Annotated in this window: 7 protein-coding genes; 3 read left to right on the plus strand and 4 right to left on the minus strand. The window is 63.5% G+C overall.

Translation table 11 applies throughout. From position 1 onward, the window contains the following. Window positions 1-26: 26 nt before the first annotated feature. Genes AC0R79_RS17730 through AC0R79_RS17740 form a run of 3 tightly spaced genes read right to left on the minus strand, consistent with a single transcriptional unit; the run spans window position 27 to window position 2,983 of the window. Window positions 27-995 carry a Gfo/Idh/MocA family protein gene (locus AC0R79_RS17730; protein ID WP_474730931.1) on the minus strand — a complete coding sequence of 323 codons (969 nt, stop codon included), beginning with the start codon at window positions 993-995 and terminating at the stop codon, window positions 27-29. 9 nt (window positions 996-1,004) lie between these two features. Continuing rightward, window positions 1,005-1,892 (minus strand): Dyp-type peroxidase, encoded by an 888-nt coding sequence (locus AC0R79_RS17735; RefSeq protein ID WP_474730933.1) that lies wholly within the window; start codon window positions 1,890-1,892, stop codon window positions 1,005-1,007. A 56-nt stretch (window positions 1,893-1,948) separates the two neighbouring features. After that, window positions 1,949-2,983, minus strand: a complete 1,035-nt coding sequence (locus tag AC0R79_RS17740; protein WP_007959404.1) for an AraC family transcriptional regulator — start codon at window positions 2,981-2,983, stop codon at window positions 1,949-1,951. A 212-nt stretch (window positions 2,984-3,195) separates the two neighbouring features. Here AC0R79_RS17740 and AC0R79_RS17745 point away from each other — a divergent pair, with 212 nt between their 5' ends. The 3 genes from AC0R79_RS17745 to AC0R79_RS17755 all read left to right on the plus strand — a co-directional run bounded on the left by AC0R79_RS17745 (window position 3,196) and on the right by AC0R79_RS17755 (window position 4,865). Beyond that, the gene (locus AC0R79_RS17745) at window positions 3,196-4,143 is read left to right on the plus strand and encodes a SphA family protein (protein WP_085603133.1); all 948 of its coding nucleotides are present in this window, start codon (window positions 3,196-3,198) and stop codon (window positions 4,141-4,143) included. 253 nt (window positions 4,144-4,396) lie between these two features. Then, window positions 4,397-4,591 carry a type II toxin-antitoxin system RelB family antitoxin gene (relB, locus tag AC0R79_RS17750; RefSeq protein ID WP_085745848.1) on the plus strand — a complete coding sequence of 65 codons (195 nt, stop codon included), beginning with the start codon at window positions 4,397-4,399 and terminating at the stop codon, window positions 4,589-4,591. Beyond that, window positions 4,524-4,865: a type II toxin-antitoxin system RelE/ParE family toxin gene (locus AC0R79_RS17755; protein ID WP_096820007.1), complete on the plus strand. Its 342-nt coding sequence runs from the start codon at window positions 4,524-4,526 to the stop codon at window positions 4,863-4,865. Before relB ends, AC0R79_RS17755 begins: the two co-directional genes overlap by 68 nt. Window positions 4,866-4,913: 48 nt before the next feature. Here the strand turns inward: AC0R79_RS17755 and AC0R79_RS17760 are convergent, their stop codons facing one another. After that, window positions 4,914-17,426, minus strand: a complete 12,513-nt coding sequence (locus tag AC0R79_RS17760; RefSeq protein ID WP_474730937.1) for a filamentous haemagglutinin family protein — start codon at window positions 17,424-17,426, stop codon at window positions 4,914-4,916. Window positions 17,427-17,548: the final 122 nt, after the last annotated feature.

The raw sequence follows: 17,548 nt of genomic DNA on the forward strand, positions 1-17,548 counted from the left end.
GTTTGGGCATAACCTTAGATGCGCCTTCAGTGGCGCATGAGGATCTGATCCATGACCCAATCGGTCTTGAGGGCTTCGACGGCGATTGCCGGGTGCTGCGACTCACCGCGAATCTGCGCGTTCATGCCCAGTACGTGGTGCCACTGAATGTGTTCGTGGTGAGGGATTTCCAGGCTGATGTGCTCATCGGCGTGCAGTTCGACCGGATGCTCGTCGAACACCGAAAACCCGATCCGCCCTTGGCTGCCAATGATCTCGACCCGATCCTCGCGCCGGTCCGCAACGAAACTCCAGCAGCCCATGCCCAACGCGCCCGAGGCAAATCGCCAACTGGCGCTGACCGCATCTTCCGCCGCATACAACCCGGCCTGACGCGCGGTGAAGCCGGCGACTTCCACGATGTCGCCGAGCAGGTACTGGAACAGGTCAAACCCATGGCTGGCCAGATCCGCGAAGTACCCGCCTCCGGCCACCGCCGGATCGGTGCGCCAGTTGTCGCTGCCGTCCAGATCCTTCGGTGATGGCGCCTTGGTCAGCGTCCAGCTCAGATGCCGCACCTCGCCGATGCGCCCCTGCTCCAGCCATTGCCGAACCTGCTGGAAACGCGGCAACGAACGGCGGTAATAGGACACGAACAGGTGCAGGCCGGCGTCGGCAAACACCTGCTGCATCTCGCGGCTTTGACCGGCGTTGAGGGCCATGGGTTTTTCCACGCAGCAATGCTTGCCGGCGGCGGCGACTTTCAGGCTGTAGGCGTGGTGGCTGTCGGGTGGCGTGGCGATGTACACCGCGTCCACCTCGGGGTCGTTGATCAAGGCATCGACGTCGGTGTACGTCCGGGCGATGCCGTGGCGCGTGGCGTAATCGGTCACGGCGTCGAGGCGTCGGCCCATTACCGCCACCAACGCAGAACCGGGCGCCTTGTAGAAGGCCGGCCCACTCTTGCGTTCAGCGACGCTGCCGCAACCGATCATGCCCCAACGCACCACGTTCATGCTTGTGCCTCAGCCGATGCGCAGTGCGCGCAGATCGAGGTGGCCATTTTGCAGCGGCGGGCACCAGTAGTAGCCGCCGGTGATCGGCCGGCTGATGCGGTACAGACCGTCGGTGATGCCGTCTTCCAGACCGCTCATGCGGCGCAGTTGCGCTTCGAAGGCATCGAGGGAAAAACCGAACGCCAGGAACATCAGGCCGGCGCGGTCGCCTTCGATCCACGGCATCGAACGACGCACGACGAAGGCTTCCGGGGCGAAGCTTTCCTGGGCGGTGCGTTTGACGTGGGCGGACACCGGGGCGTCGTCGATCTCTTCGTTGTCGCTCAGGCGACGGCCCATGATGTTGTCCTTGTCTTCGGCCGACAACGTATGGAAACCCTTGAGGTCGTGCTGCCATTGCTGAATCGCAGCGAAGCTGCCACCGACCAGACCGTCCGCGCCTTCACTTTGCAGTGCGGCGGCGATGGCGGCGTCGTCATGCGGGTTTTCGGTGCCGTCTTCATAACCGGTGAGGTCATAGCCGTCCTTGTGGCGGAAGGCTTCCTGCATCTGCACCAGACGCAGCGCCGGGGCCAGTGCGGCCTCAAGCGCGGTGCTGCGGTTGAGCAGCTCGCCACGATCGACGCCGTGCAGCCAGACCCACAGGGCGTGCTGGGTCGACGGGTTTTCCACGCCAACGCCGGTCAGCGCCGGGAAGCTGCGCAGGCCGTCGATGTTCACATTCAGGGCCTTGGCCAGGGATTCACCAAAACCGACCACCGCCGACTTGCCGTCCACCAGGTTCAGCAGGTTGTCGATCGCCTGCGGCAGCGCTTCAACCGACTCGAGGGCGAAAAACAGATGACGTGCTTGCGGCGGAACTGGGGTGGCGAGGATGCCCGGCTGGTAGTAACTCATGTGAACTCCTTGGAAAGAGCGCGGAGTTTAACTGTAGCCGGAGGATTTGTGTGGGATCAGATGACGCACTCGCTGCGCCACGCACTCGGACTCTTCCCCGTCCAGCGCTTGAACGCCCGCCGAAAACTGCGCACGTCGCTATAGCCGACTTCCTCGGTAATCCGCTCGATCGGCATATCAGGATTGGCCAGCAAACTCATGGTGCGTGCCTGCCGCACTTGCTCCAGCAGCGCCTCGAACGTCAGCGAATGTTCAGTCAGCCGCCGACGCAAGGTACGACTGCTCATGTTCAGATCGCCAGCGATCTTTTCAATGTGGCTGCCCCGGCTCAAGTCCCGGGCAATCGCCCGCTCCACGGCCTGGATCAGATCGAGTTTCTGGTGAACCTGCGCCGCTTCCAGCTCCAGCAACTTGACCGCCTGACGCAGCGCCAGCGAATGATGATTGGGCAGGTTCACATCCAGCCACTGCACGTCGATCAGCATGCGATTGTGCAGACACCCAAAGCGCACCTCCGGCCCCAGCAGCCGCCGGTACTCATCGACGTAATCCGGCGCGGCGTGCATGAACTCCACGGCAATCGGCTTGAACGTCTCGCCCACCAGCGCCCGGCCATAGACCAGCAGACTGGCGAAAAACTCTTCAACCGCAAACACCTGCACTTCGGCGAATGGCAACCGGCATTCGACGTCGACGTACACCTGATCGCCCACCACATCGACGCTGGAAACAACGATTCCGCCGGAAGTGTGTTGATGCCGGACCCCGATTTCGAACGCATCGCGCAAGGTTTTGCACAGCGACAACACATGCCCGAGCAGGCCCAGCGTGCCGAGCACGTTCTGCGCGCCGACCCACAGGCCCAGTCCCTGATTGGGTAAAGCCTTAAGCGCACGCTGGATCATGGCCACGGCCTGGCGGTAGGAAATCCGCTGCGCCGGGTCCTGCAAATCCTCGAAATCGAAACCCAGGCCACGGCACAGGCTCTGCGGCTCGATGCCCTTGTTGGCGGCGACTTCGGCCAGGGTTTGCAGGAGAAATGGCGACACCAGCGCCAGTTCGAAGGTCGGGTCTTGGACTTTTACGTTCATGGAGGCTGACATTCCGGATCACGCTGAATTGTTATTTTTGTTACCGGTTATGTCGAAGGAAGTTAGCACAGGGTTGACGGGCTGTCCGCAGAAGCCCCCTTCCGTGTCCGCCAATACCCTGCCGCGGCGTGCGCCAAGGGCTTATTTCTATAGTGGCCGGGCGCCCTGCGTGCCGGCGTTGCGCCCAAAACACAATAATAATGAGGACGGACATGACCCCGAACCGCGCGACATTCCCTGTGCGACTGGCGCTGAGCCTGCTCGGCTGCGCCGCGACCCTGCCGGCGCTGGCCACCGAAGCCGGTGTCGACAACATCGGCCCCGGCACCGACGGCTTCTTCATGCTGCCGATGGAAGTCGACAGTCTTCCGGAGAACATGGTCGCCTTCAACCTCTACTACAACCACTACAAGGCGCGGAAGCTAAACATCAGCTCGTTCGGCGGCAAGGTGCCGAATGTCGAGATCGAATCCACCGCAGTCATCCCGCGTCTCGACTACCTGAGCCCGGTGCGGATCTTCGGCGGGCGCCTGGCCGGTTACATCGCCCAGCCGTGGCTCAAGCAGGAAGTTTCGGTATTCGGCCTGAGCGACACCCGCGAAGGCATGGGCGATACCACCATCGCGCCGATCATCCTGTGGGACATGGGCAAGGACCTGACCCTCGGCGCCGCCGTGGAAATCACCGTGCCCACCGGCGAATACAGCGTCGATCGGCTGGCCAACACCAGCAACAATTTCTACACCTACAAACCGCTGTTCTCCTTCACCTGGCTGCCGACCGAGCGCACCGAGGTGTCGATGAAGACCACCTACAGTTTCAACGAGAAAAACAAGGACACCGACTACAAGTCCGGGCAGATCTTCCACTTCGATTACTCGGCCAGCTACAAGATCACCGACGACCTGATGCTCGGCATCAACGGCTACTACCTCAAGCAGACCACCGACGACAAACAGTTCGGCCACACCGTGCAGTTCGCCGGCGAAGACGTGAACGACGGCGTACGCGGCAAGGTCTTCGCCATCGGCCCGGCGCTGCACTTCACCTTCCTCAAGTACGCCAGCGCCGAGATTCGCTGGGCCAAGGAGTTCGACGTGGAGAACCGGCCAGAGGGGGAAATGTTGTGGGCGAAGGTGAGTATTCCCTATGCGTTCTGAGTGCATTTGTAGGAAGGCGCGCGCGGATTTGTAGGCTGAAAACCTGAAAAACGGAGGGCAGGAATAGGCCTACAGCGGCGGTCGAGATTGCCGGACAACGGTGGGAAACGTCCGGCAGATTTCAAAGGGGTGCTTGCAGATACTGGGCTTCGTTATCCCATGGTTCTTCAAGGGCTTATGGGGTGCATCGTCTGCCAGTGACGACAATGGACCATTCCCCCTTAAACTGCCGAGATTGATCACGGAGATCACTATGAGCTTATTACTTTCCCCGTATTACTCTGACTTCGAATCCGAAGAAGAGGCCGAGAGCTACGATCGCTGGTTTCGTGCAGAGATACAGGATGCACTGGATGATCCAAGTCCTGGCATTCCCCATGATGAAGTTATGGCAATGCTCGACCAGATGCTGGAAGAGATACGCAGGAAGCGCCGCGCTGCAGCTTGAATGGAGCAGCAAGTCCTCGCGTCAACTGGCTGACATCTTCAAATACATCGAGCAACACAATACCAACGCTTCAATTTCGCTAAGACACAAGGTGGGTGCAGCAGCACAGCGACTTTCATCAATACCTTATGGCTACCGACCTGGCCGAGTGCCTGGCACTCGCGAAATGGTGATTCATCCGAACTATCTGCTGGTCTATCGAGTGAATGGACACATCAAAATACTGAGGGTGCTTCACGCCCGTCAAAAATACCCCTCAACTTCAGCAACATAAAAAAAGGGCGGCCAAACGGCCGCCCGAAGCGTACTACACGAGAGTCCTTTACAACGTCAGCTGCCCCCGCTCCTCTTCGGTGAGCTGCTGCTTCGCCTGTTCATCCAGCGCCCCGGCGCCCAGCACCTGCACCGGGCTGTTGGGGTTGTAGCCCGGTGTCGGTGCGCGGCTGGCGCCGTCGCGGGTCGGGGCCAGTTGTTCGTTGCCGAAGCTGAGTACCTGCACGGTGAATACCGAGGCCTGGTTCTGGCGCGAGGCGGCTTGCTGCTGACGGGCGACGTCTTCCGCCGCCTGGGTTGCCGAGGACGCAGCGGAGCTGGCCGAGGTGATCGCCCCGGTGTTGACCGCCGAAACCACCGGCACGCCGGTCGCCTTGCCCTGCACCGAAATGTTGGCGGCGTTGACCACCGTCAGCGCGGCGATGTTGACGTTGCCCGAGACACGAATCCCCGCCTCGCCCGCATCGATGGTGCCCAGCGGCGCGATCAGGTCGATGTCCCCTGGGGCCACTTCGGCAATCGGGTTGAGCGTGGCGATACCGGCGCCGGTGCTTGGCACCGATGGTGACAGGGTCACGTTGCCCCAAGTGTCGTACACGCGTTTCGGCGGCGTGTAGACCACGGTGGTTTTCGAGCCGCGACCGGCGTTGATGTCACCCTCGGCGGACCAGCCGAGGATCGAACCGCCGAACGTGGTCATGATCCGGCTCTGCCCCAGCAGAATGCTGCCTTGGGAATAGAGCTGAATGTTGCCCGAGCCCTGAGTGATGATCCCCGCCGTAGACGGCGGCGCCGCGCCCTCGATACCGAACACCTGACCACCACCCGGCGTGAGCATCTGGATGTCACCGCCGAACAGCGTCTTGACCCCGGCGCCGCCATAAAGAGTGATGTCGCCGTCGTAGCGGATCGGATTGCCGGCCACATCGGTAGTCGGGAACAGCGAAGCAATGGCGTTGCGACCACGCAGGTAACTGCCTTTGCGCGGGCCATCGGCGTCGTTGTATTCAAGGCCCCCAGCACGCAGTTCGGCGAAGTACACCTGACGGGCGAAGATCGCCTGCTCGGCACTTGGCAGGGCTGCGAAGAAGGCTTGCGCCTGTTCGGCGTTGCCGCTGAAACCGTAGCCGAGTGTCAACCAGCTCTGCAGCTCGTCGAGGTAGGTCTTGACCACTTTGCCCGGTTGCCCGTTGAGGGATGCGTTCGGGTCCGCGAGGTTTTGCGGGTGCAGGTACCGGGCGATGAACCGCGAATAATCCGGCCCCTGCGCGCCCACACCGGCCTGCAACACCACACTGGCGCCCGGCCGCTGATCACCGGCCACCAATGAGCCAAGGCTGGTGATACTGGCGCGGTCTTCCATCAGGATATTGCGCCCGGCATTGATATCCAGCACGCCGGGGCCCGCGATATCGAAGCTGCTGTAGAGGATGTCGCGCCCTGCCGATACCCGCGACACGTCCCTGGGGTCGTCATGCACGAACAGGTTGCCGGTCGAGGTGATGCTTTCTGTCGGTGTTATGCCCATCTCGGCACCAGGCACGGTCGTTGGGCTGCCCAGGAAAGTACCGGACGCCACGATATCGCGCCCGGCCAGCATCCAGACAGGGCCTGCGGCTTCGTACCAGGTACGCTTCGACAGGCTGAACGTCAGCGTTTCACCGCTGCGAACGCCCACCAGATCACCAGTCAAGGCGTAGAACCGCGCCGGTGTCTGGACGTCGCTCAAGCCCGAGTAGCTGTTGGCGCCGAAAGCGAATAACGGATAGCGCAGATTCTTGTCCGGCAAAACCCCGTCGCTGTTGCGATTGCTCATGATCGGCGTGGCTGACGTGTTGTTGCCGTACCCGTTGAAGGCCGGCGCGAACGGTGTGGCGATGGACAGCGGACTGGCGCCCGACTGATTGATCGCATAGCCACCCGCGTAGATCGAGTCCTGCGCCAGCAACTCCAGCTGCCCGGTTCTGGAAGGTGCCAGCAGCAGCGAATACCCGGTTGCCGGCACCGTTCCACTGCCTTGGCTATAGACCGCTGAAGGTCCGGCATAAATCGAACCTTGCGCCGCCACCGCCCGCAGGATCGACGGGTAAACGAAGCGTCCATCGGTAGGCGACGTATTGCGGCCGGTGACAGGGCCCTGACCGTCGACTTCGCCCAGTTGGGTGCTCGGTGTCAGGTTGCCTCCCGCCGAAAACAGGTCGATGGCGGTGTGATCGGTCCACAACGAGAAGCCCGTCAGGCCGCCCCCCTCATGGACGACACCGTCGTCCGTGGTGAACGGCGTGGAGTTCTGCAGCCGCACCCGACCCGGATCCGCCGCCCCGCCCAACACCAGATCGCCGCGCGTGCTGAGACTCATCCCCGAATCCCCCGGAATCAGCACTAGCCCACCGGAGGCGCTGCCCATCGTGGACGTGAACGGGTCGAGCGGACGCACCTCACGAGGATCCTGGGTCGAGGCTGCGGCGCCATACTGCAGATTGATCCCGCCCAGCGCGCCGCCGGCCAGTCGCGCAGCACCGCGCAGGTTGATCAACGCGCCTTGCAGGTCGTGTTGTGCGACACCGATGCCGTTCTCTCCGGCACGGGCGTGCAGTGACGGATTGACCGACCCGCCGATGCGGATGTCCATGTCGCCGCCACCGGTCAATTGCAGGCTGCCGTCGCTGTCCACGCGCCCGGTGCTGCCGACCGCCACGACCAGCCCCTGCCCGCGCGGATAAAGGTTGGTCTTGTTACCGTCGCCCATCGCCTTGAGCATGCCGGCATCGCCCCCGGCACGCAGGCTGATATTGCCGCCGCCCAAGGTGCCGAAACCGGTGAAACCGACCAGGTACGGGCCGGTATCAACACTCTGATCCGGCAGCGGCTGCGTCGCATAGCTGCCGAAGTTGATCCACCACGCGGTCGGCACATCACTGTTGCCGGTGCCCTGACGCCAGAGCCAGTTACCCACGGCCACACTCGGAACCTGCTCACGGGTGTCCATGTTTTGCGACAAGCCGCGACGCCCCAGTACATCGCCCGAAATCGAGCCGCCGGCATTGATGGTCAGGTTGCCGCCCATTTGCGGGTACCAGGCCTGATACAGGCTGTCACTGCCACTGACCCATTTTTCGTAGTCGCCGCCGGCACTGCCCAGCACCGAGCCGTTGTCCGACAGTTTTCCGCGAGGCTGATTGAAGCGCGGATCGATGTCTTGCGACTGAGTGCCGGCGGTATACACGCCGTACGGCGAATCCATGCTCAGATCGCCGGCGGCGAGTACGTCCAGATCGCCGGTGCCGGTCCGCAGCACGCTGAACATCTGTGTGTGGGTCTTTACGGTGGTACCCGGTTTGTTTTCCACGCACAGTTCCGGGAATGCACCACACCAGGCGAGCACATCATCGTCGGTCATCGGCGAGCCAGGCGGCATGCCCATCCAGTTGTCCGGCGCCCAGACCCAGCGCGGGGCCGGCACACAGGAGTTCGGCGCCCAGTCGCACCACATCATTTGATCCTCGGGGACGGGGTCACCCGGCGTGAAGCCGCCCAGGTTGCCCTCGCCCCAGACCAGGGTCGGTGGTTTTTCTGTCACGGTCAGACCGTAATGGGTGTCGGCCAGGCGCAGATTGCCATCGCTGGACACCGGTTTGATCGCCCGGCTGTCCGCGGCGCTCAGATCGGCCCCCGCCACCACGCGCATCGACCACGACGCGCTGCCGGCCGGCAACATGCTGGCGACCGCCCAATTGCGCCCCTGGGTCGTGCCGGTCAATGGCCGCAACTCGATGAACGCCGTGCCGTCCGCCAGTACGACATTGGTCATCGACGGAATCAGCGAGCCGCGCAACAGGGCCAGCGAACCGCTCAGGCGTACGCCCTTGACCCCGGCGTCGCCGGCCTCGACGCTGCCCGGCAGCGGCACGCCTTTGGGCCAGCGCAGGGCTTGCAACGCTGTTGCGTCATTCAAACGGATACCCGCTCCCAGCCGGCTGCCCGCGGGCAAAGTCACGCTGTCGGCGAGCAGCGTGCCGGCGGCATACAGCACGTTGCCCGAAGCATCGCGAACCGAGCCGGCGAGCACCGTGCCGGCGCCGAAGGTGTAAGGCGCCGCCAGCGTTGCCTCGGTCGGCAACAGCGTGCCGCTGGCAAGCGTCGTCGCTTGCAACGGGAGGTCGTAGTTCAACGTGGCGCCGACCGGGAACACCGTACCGTCCGCGAGCGTAACGCCCGCTCCCGGCACGATCAGATCGCCGCCGAACGGTTGAATCCCCGGCAGCAATTTCCAGCCGGCATCGTCCACGGTCTCCGGCGGCGGCGCGAAACCGTCGTTGAGGCTGCCATGGATATCGAGGTTGCCGCCCGCGCGGATCACCAGGTTGCCCGCCTCGCCCGAGCCGTATACCGAAGTCTTCTGCGTGTGCGGATTCAGGCTGGCGTAACGGTAACCGGACAGGTCCACATCACCTTGTACCACCAGATCACCATCGGCGGTTTTACTGGCGATCTCGACCCCAGGCCGTAGATGGAAGGCGTCTGCATAAGTGGCGTTGTTCAGGCCGGCCAGTTTGTTGTTCAGCAAGTTGCCGTTGGCCAGCGCCGCATTGATGAACGCCGTGCTGTCGCCGTGGATGCGATCGAGATATGCCTGATCGATCACCTGATACGGACGTCCACTGGCCGCCGGATCCGTGCCGTCGCTGGCATCGGTATAGCGGCGCGTGGCGTTGAGACCAATCGAGCGGGCTCCCTGAATACTCAGCGCACCGCCGGCATCGATGGCAATGTCACCCGCTCCCAGGCGTGGCGCGTTCAGCTCCAGCGTGCCGCGCAGCAACCCGTCGGACTGCCCCGGCAGTGAGCCGCGAACAGCTTCGGTGCCATGGCGCAAATCGATGCGCGCACCGGCGCCGAGGGTCAGCACGCCTTGTCCGGAGTTGAGTTCGACCATCGCCCGGTTCGGTGCGTCGATGATCTTGCCGTAGCTGTCGACCCGCAGCACACGACCATGGGCGTCAAGCACCGCATTGCCTGCCAGGGTCAGGCCGTTTTGCGCCGACAGGCGAATACTGCCGACCCGCTCGCCGCTGGCATCGATCAGACCCACCACCGTCAGCCGGCCGTTGTCCACCGACACATTGACCTCACCCGCCTTGAGCCCGTCGCCGATCAGCAGATCGCCTTGCTTGAGCTGCAAGCTGCGGCTGCCGAAAACCTGCCCCGCATTCAAGCGCTGATTGAGAGCCGCGAATTGCTGGCTCGCATCGCCATTCAGGTGCTGCGCGCGGATATCCACGCCACCGGCCTTGTAAGGCACCAGCGTTCCGCCGGCATCGTAATAGCCGCTGCTCGCACCGAGGATATCGCCTTGCAGATCGACCATGCCGGCATCGGCGGCCAGGGCGACGGCACTCATGTTACCGGCCTGATTGTTCTGCGCCGACAGATCGATTCGCGAACCCGCCGCCTGGCGGATATTGCCGTCGCGGCTGTACAGCGCCACATCGCCGCCCCAGCTGTACTTGTTCACATCGTTGAACGGCAAGGTGCGACCCGCCATGTCCAGATTCGCGCCACTGGCGAGGGTCAGATCGTCCTCGGACTTGACCACCAGTTTGCCGCTGGCCAGGGCGATGCGACTGTCCAGCAGGACATTGCGCGCATCGAGGGTCAATTCGGCTCCCAGCGCATTGGCGGCAGCCGCTGTACCGGCACCCGTCAGGGTCAGGTTGTTACCGGCCTTGAGCAGGTTGACCGAGCCCGCCTCCCCCGTCAGCAACGGCGTACGCAGCGTGAGATTGCCGCCGCTGTAGGCATAACCGTTGACCGGATCAAAAGCACCCTGCGTCTGGTAAACCGCCAGGCTGCCCTTGTGGTTGGCGGTGATGCGATCGCTGGCAGAGAGGTTGACGTCGGCAAAACCCAATACCAGACGTTTGTTCTGCTCCAGACCGCTGGCCTGCGGATTGGGGCCGTAGCCGAACTCGATCCGTTGCGCCTGAATATCAAGCGTGCCCCGACCGGTGCCGGCGCCGCCCGTGATCACCACGCCCGGATCCTGAGTCGCACCGTTCCAGATCAGATTGGCGGTGCGAATGGACGCCACGTCGCCGCTTTCACCCAGGCCGTAAATGGCCGGGGTGCTGAGAATCAGGTTTTGCAGCTTGCTGACACCGGTCTGCGGATCCAGCGTATCGAGGCTGACACTGCCGTAAAAATTGAACGCATCGCGGCTGGTCAGGCTCAGGGTTTCCAGGGCCGGTGCGCCGAACTGTGTATCGCCCCGCAACAGGCGGTTCAAGACATTCTGGTTCAGGGTCAGACCGGTCGGCACCCGGTTGCCGGCGGCGCTCAAGGCCTCGGCACTGCCGGCATTGACCGAGCCCACGGCCAACGTCAGATGACGGGTGCCGAAGCGTACCGCTTCGTCGAGTTCGAATTGCTTGTCAGTGGCGGCGGTAATGCTGCCGCTGGAATAGAGCAGCGTCGGGTTGTTGCACGTTGTCGTCGGGCAACTGCCAATGAGAATGTTACCCGCGCCGGATGTCCTGACCGAAACGTCTGGCGCCAGCACATTGGTCCAGCCGTTCGACACCACCAGCAACCCCGCCGCACCCGGTTTGTAGATGAAGCCGGTGCTGGAATCGTAAGGCGCGTTGCCACGCCCCAGAGTGTTGATGCCCGAGCCGGCTTCGAGGGTGATACCGCCATCGGTCCGGGTGGTGCGCAGCAGCACTTCGGGTGCCGACAACACGGCACCTTCACGCAGGGTTATCGTTGAGGTATCGCCGCTGAACGCGATGATGTTGCCCGACGTGTTGTAATCGATCGTCGGTTGCGCGCCGAGGGTCAAGCGGCCGGCGCCGAGCGAATTGAGGCTGTCGGCATACAGCGACACGCCTGCAAAACCTTCAGTGCCCGAATGTCCCGCACCGAGAATTTCGAAGTTCGGCGCGCCGTGCACCACTGCCGTCCCGACGACGCCTCCCGTGGCGGGCTGGAACAGCGCCTGACCGTTGAAATCCAGCGCGTTACCCGGTGCGGCGCCCTGGGTCAGATTCAGTCTCAGGGATTTGCCGTCCATGGGCGCCAATGCCCGAGGCACGCCCCGGCGCGTCGCATCGCTCTGGATGAACTGACTGAAAGAGGTCTCGTTGTACTGCGAGTAACGGCGCAGCACGTCGGCGGATGTCAGGATGACCTGGCTCGCCAAGCTGTCACGCAGGCCGGTATTGGCAATCGACATCCGCCCCGAACTCGTCCACGAACCATTGCGCAGTGGCAACGCAGCGGCGGTTGCACCCGCTGCCGCCTGGCCATTGACCTCGACCCGGAAGGCCCCCGGCAACAGCGCAAAGGTCGAGGGCAGCAGCGTATAGGTGCCCGCCGCCAGCCCCGGCACGCCGGCCCCGATGGTGATCTGCTGGCCGATGCGCGGATCGACCGCCTCCGCCTCGGCAAGCATCGGCGCATAAGCACTCTGATTCCCCGGCACGATGGCGTATACCGGGTTGCTGGCCAGGCCAGGCAGGCTGAAGGTGCCGTCACTGGCATTGAGCACCAGCGGGTTGTAGCGGGCATCGGTGGAACCGCCACGCCCGGATACGAAACCGGCACCGCGCAAATCACCGCCACCCGACAGGTCGATCAACGCACCGCCTTGCACATCGACATACTTCGAGGTGAGCGTCACGCCAGCGGTTTCGGCGGTGATCCCTCGAAGCAGCACGGACTTGCCGCTGTAGCGATAGTCGATGCCGTCGGTGGTGCCGCCATAAGGCATGACCAGCCCGGCGGCGCTGGCCGAAGTCATGCTGCCTGGCAACAGCTGCAATGTCTGGGTGTTGAGAACCAGGTTGTCACCCAGATTGATCATGCCCAGCGGCGCACGGATCACCCCGCCCTGCTCGATGTGGGCGGCGGCCAGCGTCAGATTGCCGAAGACCGAGTAAGGCAACGCGGCAGGCGCGGCCCCGGAACTGCTGATTCGCAGGGTCCGCTCAGGATTGGCGTCACGCTCGACACTCTGATAGCCCGCGCGCACCTCGGCTGTGACATCGCTGGCGGGGTAGATCTGCGCGGCACGCAGGTTCAGGTCGCCCGGTGTCCAGAGTTCGGTTTTCTCAACGTTGCCGGTGGGCGCCAGAAAGCGCAGATCGCCTCGGCTGTCGAGCGTGACCTGTTCAAAACCACGCCGCCCAACTTCCAGTGCCGGGCCGCTCAGTTGCACGATTGACCCGGCCGTTCCGAACGACAGACTGTTGCCCAGATCCAGCAGATCCGCCGTGGCGGTGAACTGTGCCGGCGCCACTTTGGTGGTCGGAGTGTTCATCACCCGCGGCCGGATATTTCCTAAGGCATCGAAATACTTACCCGTGCCCGACAGGCGCACGTAAGGCGCAGACAGATTGATTCGTACGTTGTCTGGCGAGCCGTCGGCCAGCGACAGGGACCCGGCATACAGGCTCAGGCTTTGATTCATGTGCAGATCGACCTTTCCGCCGAACGACAGCAGACCGTTGCTCAGCACACTCAGGTTATCGAACCCGCCAGACATCAACTGATCGGCCCCCAGACGAGCGCGTCCGTATTGCAACGCAGGGGCGGCGTCGCCCGCTTGCAGGCTGGCCGGCAACAGCGACGGGCCGGCGTCCTGACCGATGACGATTTCGCGCGGCACACGAACAGCGTTGCTCGCATCGCTACGCAGATAACTCGGCGTCTCCAGTGCAATCTCCAGTCGCCCGCCCGCCGCGCCGACACCACCGGCCGCCGCACGCAGGTCGCCGTCGATGAACAGGCCGTTATAGGAACTCAGCGAAATTCGCCCGCCATCCGTGGCAACCAGCGTCGGCCCCTGTCCGGAAATGTCCAGCATCGCTTGTGCGCCGGAGGCCTCCAGACGCGCACCGTTTCGCACGATCACATAAGCGTCGGCCGATGTGGCCGTGGCTTTCTTCGCATCGGTTTCGCCGCCGATGATGATCGAGCCGCCCCTGCCGACCTGGCCATACACCCGACCCAGCGCATCGATGCCGGTAGCCACGCGACCGGCCACATCCAGCACCGCGTGCTCGCCGATCCAGAGGGAACGGTTGTGGATTTGCTTGTCCGCCGTCTGCGAGGAATCGGCAACATCGAGCGAGCCGAACTGCTGCTGGCGGATATCGATCGTGCCGCCCCACGCATTCAACTCGCCATCGACCGTGAGCTGACCGGCGCTGCGCAGATTGATGCGCTGCCCCGGATCGACACTGATGCGCGAGCCCTGGCCAAGGGTCAGGGCGTTGCGGGTCGGATCGACCAGAGCGACCTCGCTGGAACCGGCCTGCAAAGCCAGGCTGGCGCCGGCACGCTGGGTGAGTTGCGCCTTGAGCGGGTTTTCCTGATAAAGCGTCGGCGTCCACAATTCCAGCGCCTGCCCTGGCGCAGTGCCACTGACCTGATTCGCGGCTGCGTCACCAAAACGGTAGACCGGCATCAGCACGTCAATGAGGGTATTGTCCGCCACGTCGAGGCGATTGAGGCCGATAAGGCTGTAGGCAGAGAAGCCCTTGTCGAACAGATCCGGTTGCAGTTGCAATGTGTTGTCGGCGAGGGGTTTATCAGATTGGCCGATGAGGATGTCGCCCGCCTGAATCAGCAGTCGGCCACCGCCGGACACACCGTAACCCCGCAGCTGGCCGTCCAGGGTCAGGTGGCTGTCACCCGGCGAGGACAAGGCGCTCGACTCCAGCGTCACATCACCGCCCTTGCCACCGCGCGTCTTGCCGTTGGCCAGAATCCCGCCGCCGGAAGACACGTCCAGCAGACTGCCGGCACCGATTTCGATATCGCCGCTACTGCGGATCGACACCACGCCACCGTCCAGATACGCCAGGCTCGCGGCATCATCCGGGTTGGTACGCAGGTTGCTCCACAGACCGCGAGTGTCCAGTTGTGCCCCTTCAGCCACGCTCACGCGGGTGGCCTTGCCGGTCGGTGCGACGAGCCGGGTGTCGGTAAGACGATCGGTGTTGAGCTGATTGAGCACGTTGCCCAGGTGCAGGCTACCGCCGCGCGCAGTCAGGTTCGCGTTGACCCGCACGTCCGGCCCGTAAAGGGTGATGTCGCCACCCTTGTCGACGGTGACGGCGTCTTGCACGTCGATCCGTTCTTTGGCCGCCACTTTCAGCGCACCCAGTTGCCAGTCGCTGAGTTGCCCGGCATCAAGGAACAGCTTGCCGCTGCGCGCATCGGACACGGCGCTGGTCAGATCCCGATCATTGCCGTCAACCGGCCGTTTGCCGCCGATCTGCACCTGATCGAGCAAAGGGTTAAGCCCATAGAGCAAACCACCGGAAGCCGCCACGTACGCCGGGTCATAACTGCCGACAATCAACTGCCCGCGCCGCGCCAGCGCCGTCTGGCTCTGCGCATAGCCATCGAGTACCGCACGCGGTGCCTGGGTCTGGCGTTCGCCCTGATAAACCTCGCCAAGCATCTGCCCTTCGAGCACAGCGTTGCGGGTGCCGAGCACCAGTTGCCCGGCATCGCGGCCTACGGTGTAGCCCGACTCCTGACGTTTGGTCGGTGCGATCAACGGGTTGTAGTAATAATTCGTCTGGCCCCAGCGCTCACTGCTGTCTTCAAAGCCCTTGTACAGCCCGGTGTAGAGCAGATCCCCCGGCGCCTTGGAGATTTCATACAGGTGCCCGTCGGCCCCGCGCAGCCAGCTTTGGCGGATCTCGCCGCTTTGTACATCCAGCGTGCCGCCGGACAGGTTGATCAGCGAACCTTTCTCGGTCACCACGTCGTTGCCGGCAAAGCTGACCATGCCGCCCTGAGCCATCCACTCGCCGATACTGTGGCCTTGGGTGCCGAGATAACCGCCGACCTCCAGTAAGCCGCCCGCCGTGTACCAGCGATCCGTGGCGTAACCATTGGTGCCGGCCGGCACGTAAACCAGTTCGCGCACATCGACCCACACGTCGTTGCTGTTGAGCGCACCTTTATCGCGATTGACCGAGGCATCGCGCTGCTCGTTGCCCTGGACGTTGATCTTGATGCTGTTGGATTCCATCGCGACTTTCACGCCGATGGCCCCGGAGACATCGATCATCGCGCCGTCACGCACCAGGCTGCGACGCTGCGCCGCCACTGCCACTTGCCCGCCGGTGGCCAGGGTGATCGAGCCGTTCTGGAACTCGACGCTGCCGCCGCTCTGGATATCGATGCGCGACTGGTCGCTGCGAATCCTGTTGTTGGGCGTCACGCCGGTCAGGGCGGCCTGATGCTGACTGTCGAGGGCGGTCAAATCGCTGCTGTCGAGCAGAATCGCCGTCGCGCTGCCCTGCCCCAGCGTCACACTGCCCTGGGTGTCGGTAGCCGGGTTGAGCAAGTGGATGGTGCCGCGAGTGGCGACCGAGGTGCTGGCCAGCAACACACCGCTTTGCACGACCTCGTGGCCGGTCAGGGTGATGTCGCCCGTCGCGGCCTGAATCAGACCGTTGTTGCTGACCGTGCCGGCAGCGCTGCCGGTCTTGAAACCCGGCGTGACTTCGCTGCCGAACGTCGTGGAGAAGGCGTTGCCTTCAGTGCCCGAGCCTTTGCGGATGTAAAAGCGATCGCCTGCACCGAGCACGGTCTGGCCCTTGGCGGTGTTGATGCTGCCGTCGTTCTGCACTTCGCTGCCGAGCAGCAAGGCATAGCCGCCGGCATCAGTGGACTTGGCAGGTCGTGCGGTTTCGATGGACGCGCCGCGCTCCACCAGCACTTTGCCGGCCGCCTCGGTGAACGTCGGCTGGCTGCCGGTGCTGTCGAAATACAGGCCGCGGTCGCGGAACTGAATGTCAGTGATGTTGGCGGCTGCCGCCACCAGGTTGCGCACGTTGACCTGGCTGGTGCCGCTGAAGACGATGCCGTTGCGGTTGATCAGCATCACCGTGCCGTCACCCTTGATCTGGCCCTGAATCTGGCTGGCTCGCGCATTCGGATCGTTGACCCGGTTGAGCACCGCCCAGTTCGATTGTTGAGCGAACTCGACCGTGGTGTTGCGTCCGACGTTGAAGGTCTCCCAGTTGAGGATCGCCTTGTCGGCGGTCTGCTCGATCTTCACCGTGGTCTTGCCGTCGGCCTGAGTCTGCTGCGGGCCTTTGGCGTTCTGCCAACCTTGCGTGAGGCTGTTGTCGACCTTCAGGCCACCCTCGCCCAGACCGTCAGGTACAAACTGCACCGTGCCCAGTGCCGCCGCGCGACCGGCTGCCTGCGCTGCCTGTTGCGCCGCAATCGCGGCCACCGTGTTGTTCAGGGTTTGAATCGAGCGTTGCAACTGCTGCTTGGCCTTTTGCTGCTGCGCCAGCGGTGGTGTCATCCCCGGCAATCCGCCCACGCTCGGGCGTGCTGCGGCAGCCTGTTGCGCCGCGCCCTTGGCGGCAAACCATCCCGAACTGAATGTGGTCGCCGCCTCGGCACTGCCCGCCACCAGGCACAAGGCAATCGCCTGCGCCAGGGGCTTGAGCAACCACTGCGCCGGATCGGCGGCCATGCGCTGCAGAGGCTGAACACGGGTACTGCGACGGGATGGGCGAGCGAGCATCACTACGAGATCCTTTTTGTTTGCCACATGAGGCCGCAGGTCGGCTTGCCCCTGCTGTTACGACATAGGCGGTTGGCGGGGGCCGCGACCGAACGGATGTCACACAAACTTCATGAACGAGG

This window comes from Pseudomonas sp. HD57-3 (assembly GCF_056113135.1).

Coding starts and splice junctions, on each gene's coding strand:
- AC0R79_RS17730 (WP_474730931.1), bottom strand. CDS start 995: ATGAACGTGGTGCGTTGGGGCATGATCGGTTGCGGCAGCGTCGCTGAA.
- AC0R79_RS17735 (WP_474730933.1), bottom strand. CDS start 1,892: ATGAGTTACTACCAGCCGGGCATCCTCGCCACCCCAGTTCCGCCGCAA.
- AC0R79_RS17740 (WP_007959404.1), bottom strand. CDS start 2,983: ATGAACGTAAAAGTCCAAGACCCGACCTTCGAACTGGCGCTGGTGTCG.
- AC0R79_RS17745 (WP_085603133.1), top strand. CDS start 3,196: ATGACCCCGAACCGCGCGACATTCCCTGTGCGACTGGCGCTGAGCCTG.
- relB (WP_085745848.1), top strand. CDS start 4,397: ATGAGCTTATTACTTTCCCCGTATTACTCTGACTTCGAATCCGAAGAA.
- AC0R79_RS17755 (WP_096820007.1), top strand. CDS start 4,524: ATGAAGTTATGGCAATGCTCGACCAGATGCTGGAAGAGATACGCAGGA.
- AC0R79_RS17760 (WP_474730937.1), bottom strand. CDS start 17,426: ATGCTCGCTCGCCCATCCCGTCGCAGTACCCGTGTTCAGCCTCTGCAG.